The following is a 22,890-nucleotide window of genomic DNA, read 5'->3' as shown; positions in this document are numbered from 1 at the left end:
GTGCGCCCTGACAAGCAGTGAAAAGCTCATACGCCTATGCAGGCCTGATGAGCACGTGCTTCTTCTTGCCGAAGGACAGCTTGATCACGCCTTCCGGCGTCAGGTGGCCTGCCGACAGCGCCATCTTCTCGTCGGTGACTGATACATCGTTGACGCGCAGGCCGCCGCCTTTGATCTGGCGCCTGGCTTCGCCGTTGGAGCCGACGAGGCCGGCCTTGACGAAGGCGTTGAGCACGCCGAGGCCGGCGTCGAGCTCGCCGCGCGGAATTTCCACGGTCGGCAGGCTCTCGGCGAGCGCGCCTTCCTCGAAGGTGCGGCGCGCGGTCTCTGCGGCTTCGTTCGCGGCGTCGCGGCCGTGCAGCAGAGCGGTCGCTTCGGTTGCGAGCACCTTCTTGGCCTCGTTGATCTCCGAGCCGCCGAGCGCTTCGAGCTTCCTGATCTCGGCCATCGGCAGCGTCGTGAACAGCTTCAGGAACTTGCCGACGTCGGCATCCTCGGTGTTGCGCCAGTACTGCCAGAAATCGTACGGGCTGAACTGGTCGGCGTTGAGCCACACTGCGCCTTGCGCGGTCTTGCCCATCTTGGCACCCGAGGCGGTCGTCAGCAGCGGCGTCGTCAGCGCGAACAACTGGTGCGTGCCCATGCGGCGGCCGAGATCGACGCCCATGATGATGTTGCCCCACTGGTCCGAGCCACCCATCTGGAGGCGGCAGCCGGTGCGCTTGGCCAGCTCGACGAAGTCGTAGGCCTGGCAGACCATGTAATTGAACTCGATGAAGCTCATCTCCTGCTCGCGCTCGAGGCGCAGCCGCACCGAATCCATGGTCAGCATGCGGTTGACCGAGAAATGCCGGCCGACGTCGCGCAGCATCTCGATCCAGTTCAGCTTGGTCAGCCATTCCGCATTGTCGAGCATGACGGCGTCGCTCTTGCCGGCGCCGTAGCGCAGCACCTTGGCGAACACGCCGCGGATCGATTCCTTGTTGGCCTCGATCTCGGCAATGGTGCGCATCGCGCGCGTCTCGTCCTTGCCGGAGGGATCGCCCACCATGGTGGTGCCGCCGCCCATCAGCGTGATCGGCTTGTTGCCGGACTGCTGCAGCCAATGCAGCATCATCATGGTCAGGTAGTTGCCGATATGCAGCGAGCGGGCGGTGCAATCGTAGCCGACATAGGTGGTGGCCTCGCCCTTGGCGGCGAGCGCGTCCAGCCCCTCGAAATCGGAGCATTGGTGGATGAATCCACGTTCCTGCAGGGTGTTGAGGAAATCCGATTTAAATACAGTCATCTGTCGGCGTGCCTGACAATTCTTGGTTTACCGTTTCGGGCGCAATTTAAGGGTCTTCCGGGGGAACCCGTTCGGCCGCCCGCCACTTGGCGCGTTGGCATTATAAGATGTGTCCCTCTGGCACAAGATCGGCATGCCAGGGTGGGTTTCTTGAGGACGCTGGTCCATGATGTTGACGGCACTCGGTTTGATGAGCGGCACCTCGCTGGACGGGGTGGATGTCGCGCTGATCGAAACCGACGGAAAGCAGGTGAAGGCGTTCGGGCCCTCCGGCTACCGGCCCTACGGCCCGGCCGAGCGCAACCTGCTGCGCCAGGCCTTGAGCGAGGCCGTGCATCTGCAGCAACGCGATGCCCGCCCGGGCATTCTGGGCGATGCCGAGCGTGCGGTGACCCAGGCTCATGCCGAGGCGGTCGCAGCCTTCCTCGCCCAGAACCGGATGAGGGCGGAGGACGTCGACATTGTCGGCTTCCACGGCCAGACCGTGCTGCACCGGCCCGAGAGACGGCTGACCGTGCAGATCGGCGATGGGCCCGCACTGGCCAGGGCGATCCATATTCCGGTGATGTTCGATTTCCGCGCCGCCGATGTCGAGGCCGGCGGGCAGGGCGCGCCCTTCGTACCCGTCTATCACCGCGCGCTGGCCCAGTCGCTGGAGCGCGAAGGGCCGATCGTCGTGGTTAATATCGGCGGTGTCTCCAACATCACCTATATCGACGGCAACGATGCGTTGATCGCCTGCGACACCGGCCCCGGCAACGCGTTGCTGGACGATTTCATGTACCGCACCATGAACCAGGCGTTCGATGCGGAAGGCAAATTCGCTGCGCTCGGCAAGGTGGACGAGGCCTGGATCGCGCGGGCTCTGGAGTTGCCGTTCTTCGCGCTGCCTCCACCGAAATCGCTCGACCGCAACGATTTCGCGGCCCTCAAGCTCGGCGACGTCGCACCGGCCGACGGCGCGGCGACGCTGACCGCCTTCACCGCGGCCGCGATCGCCCGCATCATTCCGCTGCTGCCGCGCCGGCCGCGGAGCTGGATCGTCTGCGGCGGCGGCGCCCGCAACCTCACCCTGCTGCGGATGCTGCGGGAGCGGGTGGGATCAGCCACCGTCGAGGCCGCCGAGACCCTCGGCTGGGCGTCCGACGCCATCGAAGCCCAGGCCTTCGGCTTCCTCGCCGCCCGCGGCCTGAAGGGCCTGCCGCTGTCGTATCCCGCTACCACGGGCGTGCCGATGCCGATGACCGGCGGGGTGATCGCAAGGCCCTGAGGATCACGCTCGGTTGATGCGAATGCATCGATCTTGACGAATGGATGCAAGTGCATCTATATTGGATGCAGTTGCATCTAACCGTCGAGATTGCGCCATGACCGCTTCACTGAAATTGATCAGCCACAAGCTTTGCCCCTACGTGCAGCGCGCGGTGATCGCTCTGAAAGAGAAGGGCGTACCGTTCGAGCGGATCGACATTGATCTCGCCAACAAGCCCGACTGGTTTCTAAAGCTCTCGCCGCTCGGCAAGGTGCCGGTGCTGGTGGTGACGACGGAGCAGGGCGAGGTCGCGCTGTTCGAGAGCAACGTGATCTGCGAATACATCGAGGAAACCCAAGGCGGCGCGAAGCTGCATCCGGTCGACGCGCTGAAGCGGGCCGAGCATCGCGCCTGGATGGAATTCGGCTCGGCGGTCCTCGGCGACCTCTGGGGCTTCGAAACGACCACTGACGCCGCGACGTTCGAAAGCAAGCGGCAGGCGCTGGTTGCGAAGTTTGCGCGCGTCGAAGCCGCGCTAGGCGCAGGCCCCTTCTTCTCCGGCGAGCAATTCAGTCTGGTCGATGCCGTGTTCGCGCCAGTCTTCCGCTATTTCGATCTGTTCGACGAGCTGACCGAGCACGGCATCTTCCGCGATGTGCCGAAGGTCCGCGCGTGGCGCTCCGTGCTCGCGAAACGTCCGAGTGTGCGCACCGCGGTCGGCGCCGACTATCCGCAATTGCTGCGCGCCTTCCTCGTTCGCCACGATGCGCATCTGCTCAAGCTCGCGGCGTGAGCCCGGTCCGATGTCGCAATCCCTCGCGTGGCTCATGCTGGTGATCGCGGGCCTGCTCGACGTCGGCTGGGCGATCGCCATGAAATATGCCGAAGGCTACACCCGTCCCGGCTGGAGCATCGCCTCGCTCGTGCTTCTCGCTGCCTTCGTATTCCTGCTCGGGCGCGCCTTGAAGGTGCTCGAGGTCGGCGTCGCCTATTCGGTGTGGACCGGCATCGGCGCGGCCGGCACGTTCCTGATGGGAGTGGTGCTGTTCGGCGAGACCTTGAGCGCGATGAAGCTTGCCGGCATCGCGCTCGTCTTGATGGGGATCGTCACGCTCAAGCTGGCTTGAGCGGCAGCCTTCACCGCACGTTGGCGAGGCGCATATCCAGATAGGCGGTGATGGTTTCCATCAGCGGCTCGAGCTTGGAATCGAAGAAGTGGTTGGCGCCGGGGATGATCTGCTGATCGATCACGATGCCCTTCTGCGTCTTCAGCTTCTCGACCAGCGTGTTGACGTCCTTGGGCGGCACCACGGCATCCTTCTCGCCATGCACGATCAGGCCTGAGGACGGGCAGGGCGCGAGGAACGAGAAGTCGTAGAGGTTGGCCGGCGGCGCGATCGAGATGAAGCCCTCGACCTCGGGGCGGCGCATCAAGAGCTGCATGCCGATCCAGGCGCCGAAGGAGAAGCCGGCGACCCAGCAGGCGCGCGCCTCGGGATTGATGGTCTGCGCCCAATCGAGCGCGGCGGCCGCATCCGACAATTCGCCGGTGCCGTGGTCGAACGAGCCCTGGCTGCGGCCGACGCCGCGGAAGTTGAAGCGCAGCACCGAGAAGCCGCGATGGGCGAAGGCGTAGTAGCACTGGTACACGATCTGATGGTTCATCGTACCGTGGAACTGCGGATGCGGATGCAGGATCATCGCGATCGGCGCGTTCTTCTGCTTGGCCGGGTGATAACGGCCCTCGAGGCGGCCGGCAGGGCCGGTGAAAATGACTTCAGGCATCGATGATCTCTGATCTAAGTCCCTTGGAAGTGATCCCTGCGCAATCGTCCGATTGTGGCTCTCGCAGCGTTGCCGCCAACGAGAGCACGGATGAAGGGTGGAGAGGCGCGCCCTCGGATGATGCGCGAGTGGCGCGCAGGTGAACTGACGCGCGCTTCTAACACAAGGCCAGGGTCAAAAAGCAAGCTTCTTCGACATCTCTCAATCAGCTCAAGAGCTTAGCCAGTCATGGCATTGTCATCTCTGGCTTGCCTGCCGCGACCTGGACCTGCCTGAATCAACCGAAGCACGGCAAGAGCCGGCCGTCCTGCCGAAGGGCGCTATCCAACTCATTGAAATCACGACTGTTTAGGGGGCGCCTGGGGCGATTCCCGCTGCCGCGGTTCGGCTTCCGAGCGAGGCGACCGCCGGCCGGTAGCGCCGGCTGCCGCCGAGCGTCTGGCCGTTGTCGAAGGCGAGCTCGAAATCTCCGGATGGTTTGAGGTCCACGCCGCGCACCCGGTCGAGATTGGCGAGCTTGGTCCGGTGGACGCGAACGATGGAAAAGCGCGCCAGCTCGCTTTCCGCCGCCGCCAGCGTGCCTCGTATGAGGTGCTGGGTGCCGTCGGCGAGGCTGTATTCGATGTAATTGCCGGCGGACGCGACCCAGAGGATCTCGCGCGGCACCACGCGGATGCGGCTGGTGCCGTCGCGCAGCCAGATCAGATCGGGGGACGACGGCTGCGGCGGGGTCGGCGGCGCCGACGATGCGACGGCCGCGCTCTTCAGCTCACGCCGGCTTTCGAGCAGCCAGATCGTGGCGGCGATCAGGACAAAGGCCACGGCGTCTTTGCGGAATTCGTACAGGACCGTGGCGAGCGAGAAACGGAAATCGTAGGCGCCGCCGGCGAGCCAGAGCGCGAGCTTCCGTACCCCGACCATGCCGGTGATGTGAAGGGTGGAGAAGCCGAGCAGGGCGATCGCCCCGATCGCAGCCTGAGCGGCGAGGCCGGGTGTCCGGCGCACGCGGCGGACGGCCAAGACCAGGATCGGCAGCAACAGCAGGATGACGGCGATACTTGACAACTCCCAGAACAGCCGCCGGCCGATGTCGTAGCTGTCGCCGCGCCAGGCCGCGTCCTGGGCGAACGAAAACGCATTGACGATTCCGATCACGAGCGCGACGGCCGCGATCGCTGCGAACATCATCCGGTCGCCGCCGCCGATCCCGAAAGACCCACGACTCGTCCCAACTGCCGGCGGCTCATCCCCTCGTGTCCGATTCTGATCCCAAACCGGCTCGACGCGCGCCGCAGGCGGAGCATTTTCGGTGTCAGCCATTTTCGTGTCAGTCCTGGCCCCAAAACCGCGTTTGTCGTCTCGTCAAGGAACAGAAAACCATGACAACACCACAGCAATCCCAAAGCTCTGAAAGGCGTATCGACCTGGATTGGGTGCGGATTTTAGCCTTCGCGCTGCTCATCTTCTACCACGTCGGCATGCTCTACGTGTCCTGGGGATTTCACATCAAGAGCGTGCACCGGCTGACCTGGCTGGAACCGGTGATGCTCTTCCTCAATCCGTGGCGGCTGTCGCTGCTGTTCCTGGTATCAGGGGTTGCCACCCGCTTCATGCTCGGCAAGTCCGGCCTCGCCTCGCTTGCTGGCGCGCGATCGGCGCGGCTCCTGATCCCGCTGATCTTCGGCATGCTCGTGATCGTGCCGCCGCAGGCCTATCTCCAGATCGTCGAAAGCCTCGGCTATCCCGCGGGCTTCTTCGATTTCTACGCCAGGCACTACTTTGCCTTCGGCGCGCAATTCTGTCCGAAGCCGTGCATCGTGTTGCCGACCTGGAACCATCTCTGGTTCGTGGTCTATCTGTGGGTCTACACCATGGCGTTGATCGGCGTGCTCGCGTTATGGCCGGCCGGAGCTGACTGGCTTGGCCGAAAGCTGGCTCGTGCGCTCACCGGCCCATGGCTCCTGATCGCGCCCTGCCTGCTGTATGCGGCCTGGCGCCTGGTGCTGTTCCCGGCTTTCCCGTCGACACACGCGCTGTTCGGCGACTGGTACAACCACGCGGACCACGCCACGGCCTTCCTGATCGGTTTCCTGCTGGCCAAGCAAGAGGGGATCTGGCGCGAACTCGAGCGCCAGCGCTGGGCAGCCCTGCTGGCGGCGGCCGCCTGCTTCGCTGCCTTCATCCTGGTACGCGCCGGCCTGCTTGCGCCGTCGCCCACGCTGAAGTGGTTCGCCGCCTCGGCCTATGGCTGTTATCAATGGCTCGCGATCGCCGTTGTGCTGGGCTTTGCGCGGCGCACCTTCACAGCCGACAGCCCGGCGCGGCGCTATCTGACCGACGCGATCTTCCCATACTACATCGTGCATCAGACCGCGATCATCGTGATCGCGCATCAATTGCACGACAGCGGTCTGTCGGCTGGGATCGAAGCGTCCATTGTCATCGTCGGGACCGCGCTCACATGTGTGGCGAGCTATGAGATCGTCCGGCGCGTTGCCTGGCTGCGGCCGCTGTTCGGGTTGCGGGCGGTGCCACGAGCGCTGCGAAGGGTGGAGCAGCAGCAACCGGCCTGACGAGCGCACGCCGTCCGATTGGCTGGACGACAAAAGGTGCTAAGAGGGCCAGATGCCGAACCGTGTCTATCTCGACTGGAATGCGACCACGCCGCTGCGCCCCGAGGCGCGGGCGGCAATGGTCGCGGCCTTCGACCTGGTCGGCAATCCATCCTCGGTCCATGCCGAGGGGCGGGAGGCGCGGCGGTTGGTCGAAGAAGCCCGCGCGAGGGTTGCGGCCGCGGTCGGGGCGCAGCCGCGCAACGTCGTCTTCACCTCCGCTGGAACCGAGGCCAATGCGCTGGCGCTCTCGCCGGGTTTGCGGGGCGCCTCCGGCGGCCCTGTCGAGCGGCTGCTGGTCTCGGCGGTCGAACACACCTCGGTGCTGGCCGGCGGCCGGTTCCCGGCGGACAAGATCGGGCTGATCCAGGTCACGCGCTCCGGCGTGGTCGACCTCGATCATTTGAAGGCGCTCCTGAAGGGCGGCCCGCCAGCCCTGGTCTCGATCATGGTCGCCAACAACGAGACCGGCGCCCTTCAGCCCGTCACAGAGGCTGCAAGGATCGTCCACGAGGCCGGCGGCCTGCTGCATGTCGACGCGATCCAGGCGCTTGGCAAAATACCGTTCGATATCAATTCGGTAGGCGCGGACCTTGCCAGCTTTTCTGCGCACAAGATCGGCGGCCCCAAGGGGATCGGCGCCCTGGCGATCACCGAGGGGATTGGCGGCCTGGAGCCGGTGCTGCGGGGCGGCGGGCAGGAGCTCAGCCGCCGGGCCGGAACCGAGAACATTGCCGGGATCGCCGCCTTCGGCGCGGCGGTGAAGGCTGCGCTTCAGGCTCTGCCGGAGGATGTGAAGCGTATGGCAAGTCTCAGAGATCGCTTGGAAAATGGCGTCCGCGACGTTCCCGGGACGACAGTCTTTGCGAGAGATGTGGCACGCTTGCCGAATACCGTCCTTTTCACGGCGCCGGGCCTGAAGGCAGAAACCGCCGTGATCGGATTCGATCTGGAGGGGATCGCGGTGTCTTCCGGCTCCGCCTGTTCCTCCGGTAAGGTCCAGCCGTCTCACGTCCTGTCGGCGATGGGCTATGATCCCGTGGTGGCCCAGGGAGCGGTGCGTCTCAGTCTGGGCTGGTCCACGGAACCGGCGGACATCAATCGGGCGTTAGAGGCTTGGCGAAAGCTTGGTAATACCCTACTTAAGGCTTGAAGCGATGAAACACGGCTTGAACGGTTCTAAGCCCGTGCTTTCCGCAGAGAAATATCGTAATACTCGTCCGAGTTTGATCCACCGCGGTCCTTGAAACCGCGAGCGGAGGATGGAATGCCAGCCGTACAAGAGACGGTCGAGCGCGTGAAGCGCATCGACGTCGACCAGTATCGTTATGGGTTTGAAACCCTGATCGAGTCCGACAAGGCCCCCAAGGGTTTGTCGGAAGAGACCGTCAAGTTCATCTCCGAGAAGAAGAACGAGCCTGCCTGGATGCTGCAGTGGCGGCTGGAAGCCTATCGGCGCTGGCTGACCATGCAGGAGCCGACCTGGGCCCGCGTCGACTATCCCAAGATCGACTTTCAGGATCTTTACTACTACGCCGCGCCGAAGCCGAAGAAGACGGTCTCATCGCTGGACGAGATCGATCCGGAGATCCTGAAGACTTACGAGAAGCTCGGCATTCCCTTGCGGGAAGTCGCCATGCTCGAAGGCGTCGAGCCCAAGCCCGGCGAGGAAGACCCGGCTCGCCGCAAGATCGCGGTCGACGCGGTGTTCGATTCGGTCTCGGTTGCCACCACGTTCAAGGCCGAGTTGAAGAAGGCCGGCGTGATCTTCATGCCGATTTCGGAAGCGATCCGCGAGCACCCTGAACTCGTGCAGAAATATCTGGGCTCGGTGGTTCCGACCTCGGACAATTTCTACGCGACGCTGAACTCGGCGGTGTTCTCCGACGGCTCGTTCGTCTACGTGCCGCCGGGCGTGCGCTGCCCGATGGAGCTGTCGACCTATTTCCGCATCAACGAGCGCAACACCGGGCAGTTCGAGCGCACGCTGATCATCGCCGACAAGGGCTCCTACGTCTCCTATCTCGAAGGCTGCACCGCGCCGCAGCGCGACGAGAACCAGCTGCATGCCGCCGTGGTCGAGCTCGTCGCGCTCGACGATGCCGAGATCAAATATTCGACCGTGCAGAACTGGTACCCCGGCAATTCGGAAGGCAAGGGCGGCATCTACAATTTCGTCACCAAGCGTGGCGACTGCCGCGGCGCCAATTCCAAGATCTCCTGGACCCAGGTCGAGACCGGCTCCGCCATCACCTGGAAATATCCGAGCTGCATCCTGCGCGGCGACAATTCGCGCGGCGAGTTCTACTCGATCGCGATCTCGAACGGCTTCCAGCAGGTCGATAGCGGCACCAAGATGATCCATCTCGGCAAGAACACGTCGAGCCGGATCATCTCCAAGGGCATCGCCGCCGGCAAGTCGCAGAACACCTATCGCGGTCTCGTCACCGCGCACCGGAAAGCGACCGGCGCGCGCAACTTCACGGCGTGCGACTCGCTGCTCATCGGCGACAAATGCGGCGCGCACACCGTGCCGTATATCGAGGCGAAGAACTCCTCGGCGACGTTCGAGCATGAGGCGACCACCTCGAAGATCTCCGAGGACGTGCTGTTCTACTGCATCCAGCGCGGGCTCAGCCAGGAGGAGGCCGTCGGCCTCGTCGTCAACGGCTTCGTCAAGGACGTGCTGCAGCAGCTGCCGATGGAATTCGCGGTGGAAGCGCAGAAGCTGATCTCGATCTCGCTCGAAGGGTCGGTCGGCTAGCTCGGACCTCATCCTGAGGAGGCCGCGCAAGCGGCCGTCTCGAAGGATGGATACCGGAAAGATTGGTGGCCTCAATCCCTCGAGACGCGCCTTTCGGCGCTCCTCAGGATGAGGGGATAGATGGAAAAACATGATGGCTTTGCTTGAAGTGAAAGACCTCAAGGTTCGTGTCGAGGAGCGCGAGATCCTCCACGGACTGACGCTGACCGTGAACGAGGGCGAGGTGCACGCGATCATGGGGCCGAACGGCTCCGGCAAGTCGACGCTCTCGCACGTCATCGCCGGCAAGCCCGGCTACGAGGTCACCGACGGCCAGATCCTGTTCAGGGGCGAGGACCTCCTGGAGATGGAGCCGGACGAGCGCGCCGCCAAGGGCGTGTTCCTGGCGTTCCAGTATCCGGTCGAGATTCCCGGCGTCACCACCATGAATTTCCTGCGCACCGCGCTCAATGCGCAGCGCAAGGCGCGCGGCGAGAGCGAGCTGATGGTGCCGGACTTCCTGAAGAAGGTCCGCGAGGTCTCGAAGTCGCTGAACATCCCGCAGGACATGCTCAAGCGCGGCGTCAATGTCGGTTTTTCCGGTGGCGAGAAGAAGCGCAACGAGGTGCTGCAGATGGCGCTGTTCGAGCCCAGCCTGTGCATCCTCGACGAGATGGATTCCGGTCTCGACATCGACGCGCTGCGCATCGCGGCCGACGGCGTCAACGCACTGCGCTCGCCGGGGCGCGCGATGGTCGTCATCACCCACTATCAGCGGCTGCTCAACTACATCGTGCCCGACGTCGTGCACGTGATGTCCAGGGGCCGCGTCGTGAAGAGCGGCGGCAAGGAATTGGCGCTGGAGCTGGAAGCCTCCGGCTACGCCCAGTTCGAGGATGCCGCGTAAGGAATTTTTAAGATGAACGTTGCTGTGGCAAAGACCGGGAGCGGCCGCGCGGTGAGCGATCTCTTCGCCAGCGCCGAAGGCCGCCTGCCGGGATCGCCTGACGTGATCGCGGCGCGCCGCGAGGCATTCGAGACCTATGAGCGTCTCGGGCTGCCGCACCGCCGGATCGAGGAATGGAAATACACCGACCTGCGCGCGCTGGTCGGCGAGGTGCTGCCGCTGGCAGCCGCGCCCGATGCGACCGCGCTGAAGCGCGCCGCCGAGGCGGTCAAGGCGCATGCGATCGCGGGCGCCCGCAAGCTGGTGCTCGTCGACGGCGTGTTCGCGGCCGAGCTGTCGGACGTGAAGGCGCTTGCCTCGGAGGCCGGCTTCAAGACTCTGCGCGAGTCGCTGGACAAGGATGCCGGTCTCCTCAAGACGGCGTCCACCGATGCCGTGATCGCGGTCAACGCGGCGCTGGCGACCGACGGCGTGGTGCTGTCGATCGCGGATGGAACGCAGCTCTCTGCGCCGGTCCAGATCATCCATGTTGCGACCGCCGCATCGGCCTCGGCCGTCACCCGTTCGCAGGTTCGGATCGGGAAGGGCGTCCGTGCCACCATCATCGAGAGCTTCGTCGCCGCCGGCGCTGCGGCCTACCAGGTCAACGACGCCGTGATCATCTCGGTCGGCGACGACGCCGACGTCGCGCATATCCGCCTGATGGACGATGCGGCCGATGCGGTGAACATCACCTCGCAGTTCGTCACCGTCGGCGCCAACACCAAGCTGAACGTCTTCAACATGACCAGCGGCGCTGCGGTCAGCCGCTTGCAGGGCTTCATCACGTTGGCGGGCGAGGGCAGCGAGCTCTCGGTCAACGGCGTCAACCTCCTGAAGAAGACCGAGCACGGCGACACCACGCTGGTGGTCGACCATGCCGTGCCGAACTGCGTCAGCCGCGAGATCTTCCGTGCGGTGATCGACGACCGCGCCCATTCGGTGTTCCAGGGCCGCATCATTGTCCGTCCCGACGCGCAGAAGACCGACGGCAAGATGATGACGCGCGCGCTGCTGCTCTCGGACGAAGCCGAGGCCGACAACAAGCCCGAGCTCGAGATTTTTGCCGACGACGTCTCCTGCGGCCACGGCGCCACCGCCGGCGCGCTCGACGACAGCCTGCTGTTCTACCTGAAAGCCCGTGGCCTGCCGGAGAAGCAGGCCCAGGCGCTGCTGATCCAGGCCTTTGTCGGCGAGGCGATCGAGCAGATCGCCGATGACACTTTGCGCGAGCACGTGATCGGCATTGCCGAGCGCTGGCTGGAGCGGCGGTCATGAGCACGCATCCGGCGGTCAAGAACGGCGCCTATGACGTTACGCGTGTGCGCCAGGATTTTCCGGCGCTCGCTATGCAGGTCTACGGCAAGCCGCTCGTCTATCTCGACAACGCCGCCTCGGCGCAGAAGCCGAGCGCCGTGCTCGACCGCATGACGCAGGCCTATCAATCCGAATACGCCAACGTGCATCGCGGCCTGCACTACCTCGCCAATGCAGCGACTGAAGCCTATGAGGGCGGCCGCACCAAGGTGGCGCAGTTCATCAACGCTGCGCGCACCGAGGAAGTGATTTTCACCCGCAACGCGACCGAGGCGATCAACCTGGTCGCGTCTTCGTGGGGTGGTCCGAATATCAAAGAAGGCGACGAGATCGTCATCTCGATCATGGAGCACCACTCCAACATCGTACCCTGGCACTTCCTGAGGGAACGCCAAGGCGCGGTGATCAAGTGGGCGCCGGTCGACGACGAGGGAAATTTCCTCATCGAGGAATTCGAGAAGCTGCTGACCTCGAAGACCAAGCTGGTCGCGATCACGCAGATGTCGAACGCGCTCGGCACCATCGTGCCGGTCAAGGACGTCGTCAGGATTGCGCATGCCCGCGGCATTCCCGTGCTGGTCGACGGCAGCCAGGGCGCGGTGCATCTGCCCGTCGACGTCCAGGACATCGGCTGCGACTTCTACGTCTTCACCGGCCACAAGGTCTACGGTCCGACCGGCATCGGCGTGCTCTGGGCCAAGTACGACCACCTCGTCGCAATGCGCCCCTTCAACGGCGGCGGCGAGATGATCCGCGAGGTCTCGCGCGATGTCGTCACCTATGGCGATCCCCCGCACAAGTTCGAGGCGGGCACGCCGGCGATCGTCGAGGCCGTCGGCCTTGGCGCCGCCATCGACTACGTCAACTCGATCGGCAAGGAACGCATCGCAGCCTACGAGGCCGACCTCACCGCCTACGCCCAGGAGCGCCTGCGCGAGATCAACTCGCTGCGGCTGATCGGCACGGCGCGGGGCAAGGGCCCGGTGATCTCCTTCGAGCTCAAGGGCGCGCACGCCCACGATGTCGCCACCGTGATCGACCGCCAGGGCATCGCGGTGCGCGCCGGCACCCATTGCGTCATGCCGCTTTTAGAGCGGTTCAACGTGACGGCGACATGCCGGGCCTCGTTCGGCATGTATAATACGCGGGAAGAAGTCGATCATCTGGCACAGGCGCTGCTGAAGGCGCGGGATTTGTTCGCATGAGTGACACGGCCGAAATCAAAGCCAATCCGATGGAGACCCATTCGGCATTGCCGCCGGAGGAGACCGAGCGGCTGACCCGCGAGATCATCGCCGGTCTCAAGACCGTGTTCGACCCGGAAATCCCTGCCGACATCTACGAGCTCGGCCTGATTTACAAGGTCGAGATCAAGGACGACCGTTCGGTCGACGTGCAGATGACGCTGACGACGCCGAACTGTCCGGCCGCCGGCGAGCTGCCGACCATGGTCGAGAACGCGGTAGCGAGCGTGCCCGGCGTCGGCGTGGTCGACGTCAAGGTCGTCTGGGAGCCGCCGTGGTCGCCGGAACGCATGAGCGACGAGGCCCGCCTCGTGCTGAACATGTGGTGACGGCCTCGGGCCGCATTGAATTCGCTCCGCAACGGACCACATAGACAACATGACCCAAATTTCGTCAGGCTCGACACCAGCATCCACTCCGAAGCCGCGGCGTCCGCGCCCGCAGGTGATGCGGCTGACGGATGCCGCTGCCCAGCGCATCACCGAGCTGACCCAGCGCGCGGACTCGGAAATCGTGGGCTTGCGCGTCGGCGTGAAGAACGGCGGCTGTGCGGGCCAGTCCTACACGGTCGAATACGCCCACGACATCCGCCCGACCGACGAGGTCGTCGAGGACAAGGGCGTCAAGATCCTGGTCGATCCCAAGGCCGTGCTGTTCCTGCTCGGCACTGAGATGGACTATAAGGCCGACAAGATGCAGGCCCAGTTCGTCTTCAACAACCCCAACCAGGTCTCCGCCTGTGGTTGCGGCGAATCGGTCGAGCTGCGGCCGGCCAAGATCGACGGGTAATTTCGGCCTACGCTGCTCTCTTGTCCCGAACGCGCTGCAGCGCGCTTGCGCTGCTGCGCAGAGCCGGGACCCACGCTATACTTTCCGTCGCAGAGGGCTGGGCCCCGGCTCTGCAGCGCACCGTTACACGCTGCGCTGCGTCCGGGGCACGAGAGAGCGTCAGCATGGACCGCGAATTCCTGATCGACCTGTTCGCTGATTTCGGCCCGGTCACCATCCGGAAAATGTTCTCCGGCTACGGCATCTCCGCTGACGGCGTCAATTTCGCGCTGTCACTGCGCGCCGGCCTTTTCTTTCGCGCCGACGAGACGACCATTCCCGACTTCGAAGCCGAAGGCTCAAAGCCGTTCCAGTATTCGACCCGCGCCAAGACCGTTGTTGTGAATTCCTACTGGGAGCTGCCGGCGCGCCTGTTTGATGATTCCGCCGAGCTTGCGCAATGGGCGAGGGCGGCGCTCGCCGCCGCCCAGCGTGCCAAGGGCAAGAAGCGACCGAAGGCGAAGAAGGCGGCAGGCAAGCCGGCGAAGAAGACTGTCAAAAAGCTTGCTGCCAAGAAGCGTTCGGCCAAAAAGGCAACGAAGAGAACGGTGCGGTAGGGTGGGCAAAGCGAAGCGTGCCCACCATTCAGAATAACAGTGTTGGAGAGATGGTTGGCACGGCGCTTGCGCGCCTTTGCCCAGCCACGGCTGCGGCAGCGCGTGAAAACCTACGCCACCCGGCTGTGGCTCTCGATCGCGAATTCCGGATCGGCTTCGCAGATCACCCGGTTGCGGCCGTTGCGCTTGGCGGCGTAGAGGCAGGCGTCGGCGCGCTCGATCAGCGCGTCGGTGTCGTCGCCCTCCCTGAGCATGGAAACGCCCACGGAGATGGTGACGCGGCCGAGGATCTCGCCGGTGGATTTCTTCTTCAATTCCTTCGCCATCACGGCGCGGCGGATGTGATCGGCCACCGTCAGCGCCTGGCGCATCGCGGTGTTGGGGAGAACGACCGCGAATTCCTCGCCGCCGTAGCGCGCGGTGATGTCCTGGCCCTTGATGGTCTGCTTCAGCGAAAGGCCGACGAGCCGCAGCACCTGGTCGCCGGTGAGATGGCCGTAGGAATCGTTGAACGACTTGAAGTGATCGATGTCGAACAGCAGCAGCGACAGCGGCTCGCCCGAGACGAGCGCGCTCTGCACCGCCATGCCGATCATGCGGTCGAAATATTTGCGATTTCCCAGGCCCGTAAGCGGATCGGTCAGGCTCTCGGCGCGGATCGCCTCCAGGCTCTGCTGGAGATTGCTGATCTCGTTCTTCGATAGCGTCAGCCGGCCTTCCAGCGCCTTGTTGGTCTCGCGCATCTCGCTGGTGGAGCGCAGCAGCGCCTCGACGATCGCCTTGATCTGGTCGCGGCTCTCGGCCGACGACAGTTTCTCGGTCGCACCCGACAGACTGGTATCGTAGGCCCCGGTCATGCCGAGCGCCTCGCCCAACACCTTCACCACGTCGTCGATCTCGCCGACGACGCGCGCGCCGACCTTGTCGATGCGGTCGGTGGTCTTGATGTGGGAGAGATAGGTCTCGTAGATCTGCTCGAGATCGGCCTCGGTCAGCTTGCCGCTGCGCGCCAGCGTCTCATTGATGATCTTGTTGAGCGGTGCGTTGTAGCCGGTGGCGTAGACGTACCAGATCTCGTAATTGCGGGGAATGGCCGTCTGTCGAAGCGATCGAATCTGACCGAGCGCCACCTCGGCGAACGCCAGCGTGCGTTCGTGTTCGTCGAGTACCTTGATCACTGAACATCCCCACAGCGGCCGACGCGCCATCGACCGCAGCAATCCTTAAATTATGTTCGTAGGCTAACGGACGATCGTGAACGCCCCGTAAATATACGTTCACGGGGCATCCAAAAAATTGCAAATCGAGGGTTTTCAACCGAAATCTGGAGCGCCAGTGCGCGCTTCAGGCGCCGGCGGGGGAGCGCACCGGCCGCAGAAGAAACGCCGGCAGATGCGAGTGATCGCCCGGCTCGCTGTCGATCTCGCGCTGGCGGCGCGGCTCAGGACGGCCGATCGAGGGCACATGCGAATTCGCTTGCGGGCGCGCACCATTGCGCGGCTCGGATGATTGTCTGGCTTCGCGCGGAGGCCGTGCCTCCCGTGCCGGCCTCGCCTCGGGAGCCGCCCGTGCCTCGCCACGCGCCTCGCGCGGCTCGTGGCTGCGTTCGCGGTCATGACCGCGCCGCTCGCCGCGCTGCGGCTTGCCGCGTCCGCCGCGTGAACGCTCGCGGCCGCGCTGCTCGCGCGGACGCTCGCCTTGTTCGCCCGCTTCGGCGTGGACGTCAAAGTCGCCTTCGGCGCGCGGAATGCTCTGGCCGATGAGCTTCTCGATCGCCGCCATCGACTTTTGGTCGAGCGGTGTCACGATCGAGATCGCGGTGCCGGTTCGGCCGGCGCGGCCGGTGCGGCCGATGCGGTGGACGTAGTCGTCGGCGTGGTGGGGAACGTCGAAATTGAAGACGTGGCTGACCTCGGGAATGTCGAGGCCGCGGGCGGCGACGTCGGAGGCGACGAGGAGGGGCAGCTCACCCTTGCGGAACTGGTCGAGCGCGGCCATGCGGGCCGGCTGGTCCATGTCGCCGTGCAGGGCACCGACGCTGAAGCCGTGCTTCTGCAGCGATTTGTGAACGATCGCGACCTCGCGCTTGCGATTGCAGAAGATGATCGCGTTCTTGAGGTCCTTGGCCTCGCGCAGCAAACGGCGGAGCAATTCGCGCTTCTCGTGCGCCTCGCGGCCGGCGGGCACCTGGGCTTGCGTAACGGTGACGGCGGTCGTGGCGGGCCTGGAGACCTCGACCTTCTGCGGATTGTGCAGGAAGGCCTCGGTGATGCGCCGGATTTCCGGCGGCATGGTCGCGGTGAAGAACAGGGTCTGCCGCGTGAAGGGGACGAGCTTGCAGATGCGCTCGATATCGGGGATGAAGCCCATGTCCAGCATGCGGTCGGCTTCGTCGATGACGAGCAGTTCGACGCCGGTGAGCAACAGGCCGCCGCGCTCGGTATGGTCGAGCAGCCGGCCGGGGGTGGCGATCAGCACGTCGACACCGCGCATCAGCTTTGCATCCTGGTCGCCGAAGGAGACGCCGCCGATCAGGAGGGCGACGTTGAGCTTCTGGCCGGCGCCGTAGCGGTCGAAGTTTTCCTTCACCTGGGCCGCGAGCTCGCGGGTCGGCTCGAGGATCAGCGTGCGCGGCATGCGCGCCCGGGCGCGGCCCTTTTCGAGGATGGTGAGCATCGGCAGCACGAAGGCCGCGGTCTTGCCGGTGCCGGTCTGGGCGATGCCGAGTACGTCCTTGCGCGCGAGGACGTGGGGGATCGCCTGTTCCTGAATGGGGGTGGGGGTGGTGTAACCGGTGGCCGCCACTGCGGCGAGGACTTTTTCGGACAGTCCGAGATCTGAAAAGGACATTGAGCCTCTGGTCGAAACCGCCGTTCGGAATCGAGGGTAATAAGGCTGTCGCGTTCCACCCCGAAACGGCGCGCTCTCGAAGAAGCTGGGGGTGCTGACTCACGCGAACAAAGCGCAAGGCTCAGGAATCGCTCTTCGATCTGAGCCGCGTCGACCCGGAACATAGGCGGGAATCAGCCAAAGTCAATGGAGCGGGCGCGGGAAGAGCCTAAAAAACCTGAGGTTTTTGCCCAAATCACGGGCGCGGCTGGGGTTTTCCCCCGAGCCCCCTCCGCCTGGCGGCAACCGCCAACACGGCAGCTAACGCCCGTCCGTGCCTTTTGCCCGGAAGTCACCGGGGGCCATGCCGTAGGCGGTGTTGAACACCCGGTAATAGGTCGCCAGACTCTCGAAGCCGCACGAGGCGGCGATGTCCGCGATCAGCCGCTCCGGCGCCTCGCGCAGCAGCCGGCGGCTCTGCTTCAGGCGCTCGTCGGTCACCGTCTGGGAAAAGCTCTTCTCCGCCATCTCGAACAGCATGTGCAGGTGACGTACGGAGACGCCGAGCAGGTCGGCCACCATGGCCGGCGCAAGATTGGGGTCCTGAAGGTGACGTGCGATCAGCCGCCGGGCTTGCGAGAGGCGGGCGGTCCGCAGCGCCTCTTGTCCCCGCCGGCTTCCGGGCCGCACGATGCCGCGCTCGATCAGCGCCAGATGGGCCAACGCCTGGACCAAGGAGGCCTGGACGGCAGAGGCCGTATCGTCCGCGGCGATTTCGCCGAGATCGGCGAAGCAGGCCGCGAGCAGGGGCGCCAGGGCCGGATCGTTGAAGGTCCGGGGCGCCAGCTCGCGCATGCGCTTGTCCTGTACCGGGATGTGGGTCACGGGGATCTTGAGGATCCGCAGGTGGAAGCCCCCGGTGCCGAGCGGCGCGGTGTGGTAGGGCAGGTCGGTATGGCTGGTGGCGAAGCTGCCATTGGCAATGGCAAAGTCGCTTGTGCGCATGCCGCCGAACCAGCCGCCGCTGCCGAGCTGCTGGTAGACGCAGATCGCCTCACCCGGGGCATAGGCGATGTCCGACGCGCTGCGCTCGACCGCGTAGGGCGAGGCCTTCAGCTCGACGAGGCCGGCACCGCCCAGCTTACGCAGAGAGAATTCGCCGAAGAAGTCCGCGCGCCGCTCGCGCGCGAGCTCGGCGGTGACGCCGAACAACCCCTTGGCGCGCACCTCGCGCCAATAGTCGAAGCGATCCTTCGGGTCGACCTCGTCCGTACACCAGTGCAACACGGCAGCCCCTCGCTTCCGGCGAAATTGTCCAAAAGGAAACAGATTCCAGCGGAATCGGCCATAGTCGGATCGTACAATCCGAGCCTCAGGGTCCTTGAACCGTCGTCAGGTCTGAGCCGACTATCACACAGCGGCAGGGGGTCCCATGAACTGCCGTTCGAAGATCGGCGGCAGGGCCGGTTCTGCAACGGGAAATTTTGCGATGACGCGTCGGCTTTTCAGAATTCTGGCGGCCCTTGGCCTCGCGGCGGGCCTGAGCGGTTTCGCAGCGCCCGCCTGTGCCGAGAAGCGCGTCGCGCTCGTCGTCGGCAACAACGACTACAAGAACGTGCCGAAGCTGCTCAAGGCGGTCAACGACGCCCGCACCATGGGCGATACGCTGAAGCAGCTCGGCTTCTCGGTGATGGTCGCCGAGAACCAGAGCCGGCAGCAATTCTCCGAGACGCTGCTCGCCTTCGACAAGGCCATCGAGCCGGGCGACACCGCGTTCTTCTTCTATGCCGGCCACGGCTTCGAGATCGCGGGCCAGAACTATCTGCTGCCGACCGACGTGCCGGCGGCGACGGAAGGGCAGGAAGAATTGGTGCGCGACGCCTCGATCCTGGCCGACCGCATCGTCGAGCGCCTTCAGAACAAGAAGGCGCGGACCTCGATCCTGGTGTTCGACGCCTGCCGCAACAATCCGTTCGAGCGCAAGGGCACCCGTGCGGTCGCCGGCGCCGGCGGTCTCGCACCGATGACCCAGCTGCCCGAGGGCGTGTTCTCGGTATTCTCCGCGGGTCCCCGCCAGACCGCGCTCGATCGGCTCTCCAATGACGACGCCAATCCAAACTCAGTGTTTACGCGCACCTTCGCCAAGGAGCTGCTCAAGCCCGGCGAGAATCTGGTGCAGGTGGCGCAGCGTACCCGCCGTGCCGTCAGCGAGCTCGCCGACACCGTGAAGCACAGGCAGGTGCCGGTCTATTTCGACCAGATGGTCGACGATGTCTTCCTCAGCGGCCTCGCCAAGGACACCGCCGCGCGTTCGGACGATCCGCCGCCCACGAAGCTTGCGGCGCTGCCGCCGGTGTCGGTGCCGCAGATGCCCAGGGAGGAGACCCTCAACGCGCCGATCGCGAGCTTCTCGCGTCACAATGGCGGCTGGAGCGTGACCTTCTCTTTCGCCGATCCGACGCTCGGTATTTCCTGGCGCATGGCCGGCGCGGGCGATTTCCGCGAGACCGGGTTCATCGACACGCTCGATCCGCGCACCCGCAAGCGGATGCCGAACCCGTCGATCGAGCTGCCGCCGGATGCGCAGGCCGGGACCATCGAGGTCCGTTACGTCGATCAGTCCGGCGACATGCAGGGCCCGTTCCCGATCAGGTTCGATCCCGAGGCCGCGCTGATCCGCGACCAGCGCAAGATCCTCGACATGACTTCGACGAGCTGGCTGTCGTTCCGCGAGTTCAACGGACTGCTCGTCTACTACACGCATCTCGTCTCCTACCGCTGCGCCATCCGCGAGGTGCGCATCGGCGTCGACACCGCCGTGCCAAACCAGGTGCTGAAGATGCCGCCCTGCGACATGCGCGACCCCAGCGCGGTCAGCGCCGGCATGCCGCTCTACATGAAGCTCGCGCCAAGCACGAAATCCGTCTCGGTGGAGCTGACCTATCGCGACGGCAGCGTGTCGGAGATCAAGAGTTTTCGCAGCGCGAACCGGAGCAACAATTGAGGGGTTCGCTGTCGGCCGCAGCGGAGGGGGTGTGATGCCCCTGAGGGACTGGCTATGAGTTGTTATCCAGTTCACATGCCTTTGCTGCTGCCCGAGCTAGTCTGCGTTGGTGACAGCGCCTGACGAAATCCTCGCTCGATGCCCACGGCGCAAGTCGCGACCGAGAAGCGAAAGCCAGCCGAGTGAACCGCCCTTGACTTTGTTAAATGCACGGCTTCGCACAGCGTGGTCGACTTCCCGTTCCAGGGGAGACTGATGCACACCTCAAAGTATTGCAGAGATCAATCGGAGGAATGCTATCGATTGTCGCGGGAGACGCAGGACGAGGCGGAAAGCAGGATACTGAGAGATCTGGCTCAAAGTTGGCTTCGATTGGCCAATCAGATCGAGCGATATGCGACGTATACTAAGCAGGTGCCATGAGAGGATGCCTGGGCATCTTGGCGAAAGCGCATTCGCACAAGAAGCATTTAGGCAGCCTCAGCAGTGCTCAGTCCTCAAGCTCAGACGCAATATGCATCGCTTGCAGATGCCAAAACCATGACAGCACAGAAAGCAATAGAGCTGGGCAGCCAGCCAAAAGCATTGCCTTCAGACTCAACGTCAGCATTGATCTGAGGAAAAATGGCGCCGCCATCATCGCCATCGCCAAGAGCGCGGCCCCGGCGCTCATACATATGAAGAACAGAGCGCGGTGTCTTCGCACTTCGTTTCTCGCGGATTTTCCCATTGGTTCCTCCAAGAATAGGGAGCGCTGCCTGGTGTCCCGCAATTTGAGCGTTATCAACTTCGCCGGGACCTCAGGTCCTTAAGCTCTGCCATTTGCAGGAGCTTGATGATCACACCGGCTTCACAGTCACGTCCCCCAGTGATTAAACGGAGTTTGGTTGCGTGCTAGCAGTAGGCATTCTGTTGGCCTTGCTATCGGTCTCTTTTGGGGCCGGGTACCTGACCAGGCACGTCATCTCTCGTCGACGGCGCGCCGAAGCCCGAATCTGGACCGCCTACACTCAGCCGGAATGGTTGCGTCCGCCGGCTGCCAACCGCAATGATAAAGTGCCTCCCCAGGGCGAGCTTGGTGAAATGCTGGCCCGGTGGAATCAACGGAGACGCGCACGGCTTGAAGCGTCCAGAACTGCCTCCCGAGAGGGGCGTCGGTCCTGAGCTTCTGCGGCGAAGAGAAGCAGCGAGAAGGACAGCCCTGAGGGCGCCGGCAGCCTTTTGACCAAAGGTTGTGCTTGAAGTCGGGAGCAAGCTGCGCTTCGATAGCGGCGTTTTTATACAAAGATCATTTATCGCCGGTCACTCCGGAAACTTTCATGAAGGCTATTTTGCTCGCGCTCGGCAGCTGGTTGCTGTTGAATGTGCTCTATCTTCTGATCGTCATTCCACCACGCCGCAGCAGGCCATTATCGCCCCTAGCTCGAGCAATCGATGCGTTCAGGAACTTCGTGCGAGGCCGCCGGCGACCACCAACCTGAGAGAAGTAGCCGGGGAGCGGCGGCCAGCCGTGAGGGAGTGAACGCGGGCGCAAGTTGAATCTTCGCAAATGTGAACTGATATACAGATTTTCGGTCGAAGTTTGTGGAAGTTACTTCGCGGTTTGGATGGAGATGCGCTCGTGGACACCGCGAAACATTGCCGATCCCAATCGATTGAATGCCTCAGCTTGATGCAATCAACGCGGAACGAAACCGAGGCAGGGCTTCTCAAATCTCTGTCGCAAAGCTGGGTTCGGCTCGCAAATCAGATCGATCGGTATCAATCCCTTCTCTCGACGCGCAACAATCGACCCACCGGCTAGTTACGTGCGCCGCTGCACGATCCACTCCGCGCCTGGAAATCCGCGAGCCGAAAATCCGGAAGCGCCCGGCGTTAGACGTCGGAGATGACCGTCGTCTAACTCAATGATAAGTCTGCTTGGCGACGAACTAACCACCTTGGTGCTGATAACGGTGGCATCGCCCAGTATAATCGGTAGATCGATCCCTTCCGGTGGGAAGTCGTGCAGCATGGAACTGGTTCGAAGCCAGACCTTCGCCCCGGTTTCAATTGTCCAATGCCTTGTGTGGCCCGCCCACTCCATCTGTTCGTTCCCGCGGAGGTGCCTCCTAGCGGTTTTGTGGTGAGACAAACTTGACATCCGACAACTCCCGCAATGCCGATTAAAAAATTGGGTATTGTCGCAGCCCGGACGCTGCCCCGAAGTGGTTGTCCTGAGGAGTAACCGCGCTTTTTAAGGGAGGGACCGCTAGTCGGCACTAGAAGGGCGGCGGACGCCTTCGCGGCACCGGAACAAGTCCCCATGACTTGGATTGTCCATCAAACCAGGGAGACGATCCATGATCCGCAAATCCGTCCTCGTGACGATCGCTTGTGCCGCACTCTCGACGGCTGCCATTGCCCAAGGGGGCGGTGGCGCAGGCGGCGGTGGTGCCGGAGGCGGCGGTGGCGCGGGTGCAGGTGCTGCAGCGGGTGCCGGAAC

General features: G+C 64.1%; 19 protein-coding genes and 1 pseudogene. 13 read left to right on the top strand and 7 right to left on the bottom strand.

What is annotated here, in order from left to right:
* Window positions 1–34: 34 nt before the first annotated feature.
* The gene (tyrS, locus tag P0R31_RS37720) at window positions 35–1,288 is read right to left on the bottom strand and encodes a tyrosine--tRNA ligase (RefSeq protein WP_275520122.1); all 1,254 of its coding nucleotides are present in this window, start codon (window positions 1,286–1,288) and stop codon (window positions 35–37) included.
* Between the two features lie 166 nt (window positions 1,289–1,454).
* Here tyrS and P0R31_RS37715 point away from each other — a divergent pair, with 166 nt between their 5' ends.
* From P0R31_RS37715 to P0R31_RS37705, 3 genes are all read left to right on the top strand, one after another.
* Window positions 1,455–2,558, top strand: a complete 1,104-nt coding sequence (locus P0R31_RS37715) for an anhydro-N-acetylmuramic acid kinase (RefSeq protein WP_275520120.1) — start codon at window positions 1,455–1,457, stop codon at window positions 2,556–2,558.
* Window positions 2,559–2,655: 97 nt separating this feature from the next.
* Window positions 2,656–3,333 (top strand): glutathione S-transferase family protein, encoded by a 678-nt coding sequence (locus P0R31_RS37710; RefSeq protein WP_275520118.1) that lies wholly within the window; start codon window positions 2,656–2,658, stop codon window positions 3,331–3,333.
* A gap of 10 nt (window positions 3,334–3,343) precedes the next feature.
* Complete coding sequence (locus tag P0R31_RS37705; RefSeq protein WP_275520116.1) at window positions 3,344–3,667, top strand: DMT family transporter; 324 nt, start codon at window positions 3,344–3,346, stop codon at window positions 3,665–3,667.
* Between the two features lie 10 nt (window positions 3,668–3,677).
* Here the strand turns inward: P0R31_RS37705 and P0R31_RS37700 are convergent, their stop codons facing one another.
* Window positions 3,678–4,325, bottom strand: a complete 648-nt coding sequence (locus P0R31_RS37700) for an alpha/beta hydrolase (protein WP_025036034.1) — start codon at window positions 4,323–4,325, stop codon at window positions 3,678–3,680.
* Between the two features lie 348 nt (window positions 4,326–4,673).
* Complete coding sequence (locus P0R31_RS37695) at window positions 4,674–5,513, bottom strand: LytTR family DNA-binding domain-containing protein (RefSeq protein WP_275520115.1); 840 nt, start codon at window positions 5,511–5,513, stop codon at window positions 4,674–4,676.
* A 191-nt stretch (window positions 5,514–5,704) separates the two neighbouring features.
* Between P0R31_RS37695 and P0R31_RS37690 the strand changes: the two genes are divergently transcribed.
* The 9 genes and pseudogenes from P0R31_RS37690 (at window position 5,705) to P0R31_RS37650 (ending at window position 14,609) form a co-directional block, all read left to right on the top strand.
* A complete protein-coding gene (locus P0R31_RS37690; RefSeq protein ID WP_275520113.1) occupies window positions 5,705–6,898 on the top strand; it encodes an acyltransferase family protein in 1,194 nt (397 codons plus the stop codon).
* A 52-nt stretch (window positions 6,899–6,950) separates the two neighbouring features.
* Window positions 6,951–8,090 carry a cysteine desulfurase family protein gene (locus P0R31_RS37685; protein ID WP_275520111.1) on the top strand — a complete coding sequence of 380 codons (1,140 nt, stop codon included), beginning with the start codon at window positions 6,951–6,953 and terminating at the stop codon, window positions 8,088–8,090.
* Between the two features lie 114 nt (window positions 8,091–8,204).
* Entirely contained in the window at window positions 8,205–9,701 is a 1,497-nt protein-coding gene (sufB, locus tag P0R31_RS37680) for a Fe-S cluster assembly protein SufB (protein ID WP_275499138.1), read from the top strand.
* A gap of 133 nt (window positions 9,702–9,834) precedes the next feature.
* Window positions 9,835–10,587, top strand: a complete 753-nt coding sequence (gene sufC / locus P0R31_RS37675; protein ID WP_225130959.1) for a Fe-S cluster assembly ATPase SufC — start codon at window positions 9,835–9,837, stop codon at window positions 10,585–10,587.
* Between the two features lie 12 nt (window positions 10,588–10,599).
* Window positions 10,600–11,904: a Fe-S cluster assembly protein SufD gene (gene sufD, locus P0R31_RS37670; protein WP_275520110.1), complete on the top strand. Its 1,305-nt coding sequence runs from the start codon at window positions 10,600–10,602 to the stop codon at window positions 11,902–11,904.
* Complete coding sequence (locus tag P0R31_RS37665; RefSeq protein ID WP_275520108.1) at window positions 11,901–13,148, top strand: cysteine desulfurase; 1,248 nt, start codon at window positions 11,901–11,903, stop codon at window positions 13,146–13,148. Before sufD ends, P0R31_RS37665 begins: the two co-directional genes overlap by 4 nt.
* Window positions 13,145–13,516, top strand: coding sequence for an SUF system Fe-S cluster assembly protein (locus tag P0R31_RS37660; protein WP_018641712.1), 372 nt, complete (start codon window positions 13,145–13,147; stop codon window positions 13,514–13,516). The genes P0R31_RS37665 and P0R31_RS37660 overlap by 4 nt, the downstream gene beginning before the upstream one ends.
* Window positions 13,517–13,565: 49 nt before the next feature.
* Complete coding sequence (locus P0R31_RS37655; protein WP_074447904.1) at window positions 13,566–13,976, top strand: HesB/IscA family protein; 411 nt, start codon at window positions 13,566–13,568, stop codon at window positions 13,974–13,976.
* A gap of 164 nt (window positions 13,977–14,140) precedes the next feature.
* Window positions 14,141–14,609, top strand: a pseudogene (locus P0R31_RS37650) (TfoX/Sxy family protein).
* A gap of 73 nt (window positions 14,610–14,682) precedes the next feature.
* Here the strand turns inward: P0R31_RS37650 and P0R31_RS37645 are convergent.
* The 3 genes from P0R31_RS37645 to P0R31_RS37635 form a co-directional block, all read right to left on the bottom strand.
* A complete protein-coding gene (locus P0R31_RS37645; protein WP_275520105.1) occupies window positions 14,683–15,750 on the bottom strand; it encodes a GGDEF domain-containing protein in 1,068 nt (355 codons plus the stop codon).
* Window positions 15,751–15,916: 166 nt separating this feature from the next.
* Window positions 15,917–17,422 carry a DEAD/DEAH box helicase gene (locus P0R31_RS37640; RefSeq protein WP_275520103.1) on the bottom strand — a complete coding sequence of 502 codons (1,506 nt, stop codon included), beginning with the start codon at window positions 17,420–17,422 and terminating at the stop codon, window positions 15,917–15,919.
* Between the two features lie 300 nt (window positions 17,423–17,722).
* Window positions 17,723–18,688: a helix-turn-helix domain-containing protein gene (locus P0R31_RS37635; RefSeq protein ID WP_275520100.1), complete on the bottom strand. Its 966-nt coding sequence runs from the start codon at window positions 18,686–18,688 to the stop codon at window positions 17,723–17,725.
* Between the two features lie 202 nt (window positions 18,689–18,890).
* Between P0R31_RS37635 and P0R31_RS37630 the strand changes: the two genes are divergently transcribed.
* A complete protein-coding gene (locus P0R31_RS37630; RefSeq protein ID WP_275520097.1) occupies window positions 18,891–20,405 on the top strand; it encodes a caspase family protein in 1,515 nt (504 codons plus the stop codon).
* Between the two features lie 490 nt (window positions 20,406–20,895).
* On the opposite strand, the gene P0R31_RS37625 is transcribed toward P0R31_RS37630, so the two are convergent.
* The gene (locus P0R31_RS37625; RefSeq protein ID WP_275520095.1) at window positions 20,896–21,135 is read right to left on the bottom strand and encodes a hypothetical protein; all 240 of its coding nucleotides are present in this window, start codon (window positions 21,133–21,135) and stop codon (window positions 20,896–20,898) included.
* Window positions 21,136–22,890: the final 1,755 nt, after the last annotated feature.

The sequence above is a fragment of the Bradyrhizobium yuanmingense genome, from assembly GCF_029167105.1.
GTDB classification, from domain to species: domain Bacteria; phylum Pseudomonadota; class Alphaproteobacteria; order Rhizobiales; family Xanthobacteraceae; genus Bradyrhizobium; species Bradyrhizobium yuanmingense_A.
Note: the sequence above shows the minus strand (reverse complement) of the source record. Positions and strands in the feature narration are given on the sequence as shown.

Coding starts and splice junctions, on each gene's coding strand:
- P0R31_RS37625 (WP_275520095.1), bottom strand. CDS start 21,135: ATGGGAAAATCCGCGAGAAACGAAGTGCGAAGACACCGCGCTCTGTTC.
- tyrS (WP_275520122.1), bottom strand. CDS start 1,288: ATGACTGTATTTAAATCGGATTTCCTCAACACCCTGCAGGAACGTGGA.
- P0R31_RS37705 (WP_275520116.1), top strand. CDS start 3,344: ATGTCGCAATCCCTCGCGTGGCTCATGCTGGTGATCGCGGGCCTGCTC.
- P0R31_RS37710 (WP_275520118.1), top strand. CDS start 2,656: ATGACCGCTTCACTGAAATTGATCAGCCACAAGCTTTGCCCCTACGTG.
- P0R31_RS37655 (WP_074447904.1), top strand. CDS start 13,566: ATGACCCAAATTTCGTCAGGCTCGACACCAGCATCCACTCCGAAGCCG.
- P0R31_RS37685 (WP_275520111.1), top strand. CDS start 6,951: ATGCCGAACCGTGTCTATCTCGACTGGAATGCGACCACGCCGCTGCGC.
- P0R31_RS37700 (WP_025036034.1), bottom strand. CDS start 4,325: ATGCCTGAAGTCATTTTCACCGGCCCTGCCGGCCGCCTCGAGGGCCGT.
- P0R31_RS37690 (WP_275520113.1), top strand. CDS start 5,705: ATGACAACACCACAGCAATCCCAAAGCTCTGAAAGGCGTATCGACCTG.
- P0R31_RS37630 (WP_275520097.1), top strand. CDS start 18,891: ATGACGCGTCGGCTTTTCAGAATTCTGGCGGCCCTTGGCCTCGCGGCG.
- P0R31_RS37715 (WP_275520120.1), top strand. CDS start 1,455: ATGATGTTGACGGCACTCGGTTTGATGAGCGGCACCTCGCTGGACGGG.
- P0R31_RS37695 (WP_275520115.1), bottom strand. CDS start 5,513: ATGATGTTCGCAGCGATCGCGGCCGTCGCGCTCGTGATCGGAATCGTC.
- P0R31_RS37660 (WP_018641712.1), top strand. CDS start 13,145: ATGAGTGACACGGCCGAAATCAAAGCCAATCCGATGGAGACCCATTCG.
- sufB (WP_275499138.1), top strand. CDS start 8,205: ATGCCAGCCGTACAAGAGACGGTCGAGCGCGTGAAGCGCATCGACGTC.
- sufD (WP_275520110.1), top strand. CDS start 10,600: ATGAACGTTGCTGTGGCAAAGACCGGGAGCGGCCGCGCGGTGAGCGAT.
- P0R31_RS37665 (WP_275520108.1), top strand. CDS start 11,901: ATGAGCACGCATCCGGCGGTCAAGAACGGCGCCTATGACGTTACGCGT.
- P0R31_RS37640 (WP_275520103.1), bottom strand. CDS start 17,422: ATGTCCTTTTCAGATCTCGGACTGTCCGAAAAAGTCCTCGCCGCAGTG.
- sufC (WP_225130959.1), top strand. CDS start 9,835: ATGGCTTTGCTTGAAGTGAAAGACCTCAAGGTTCGTGTCGAGGAGCGC.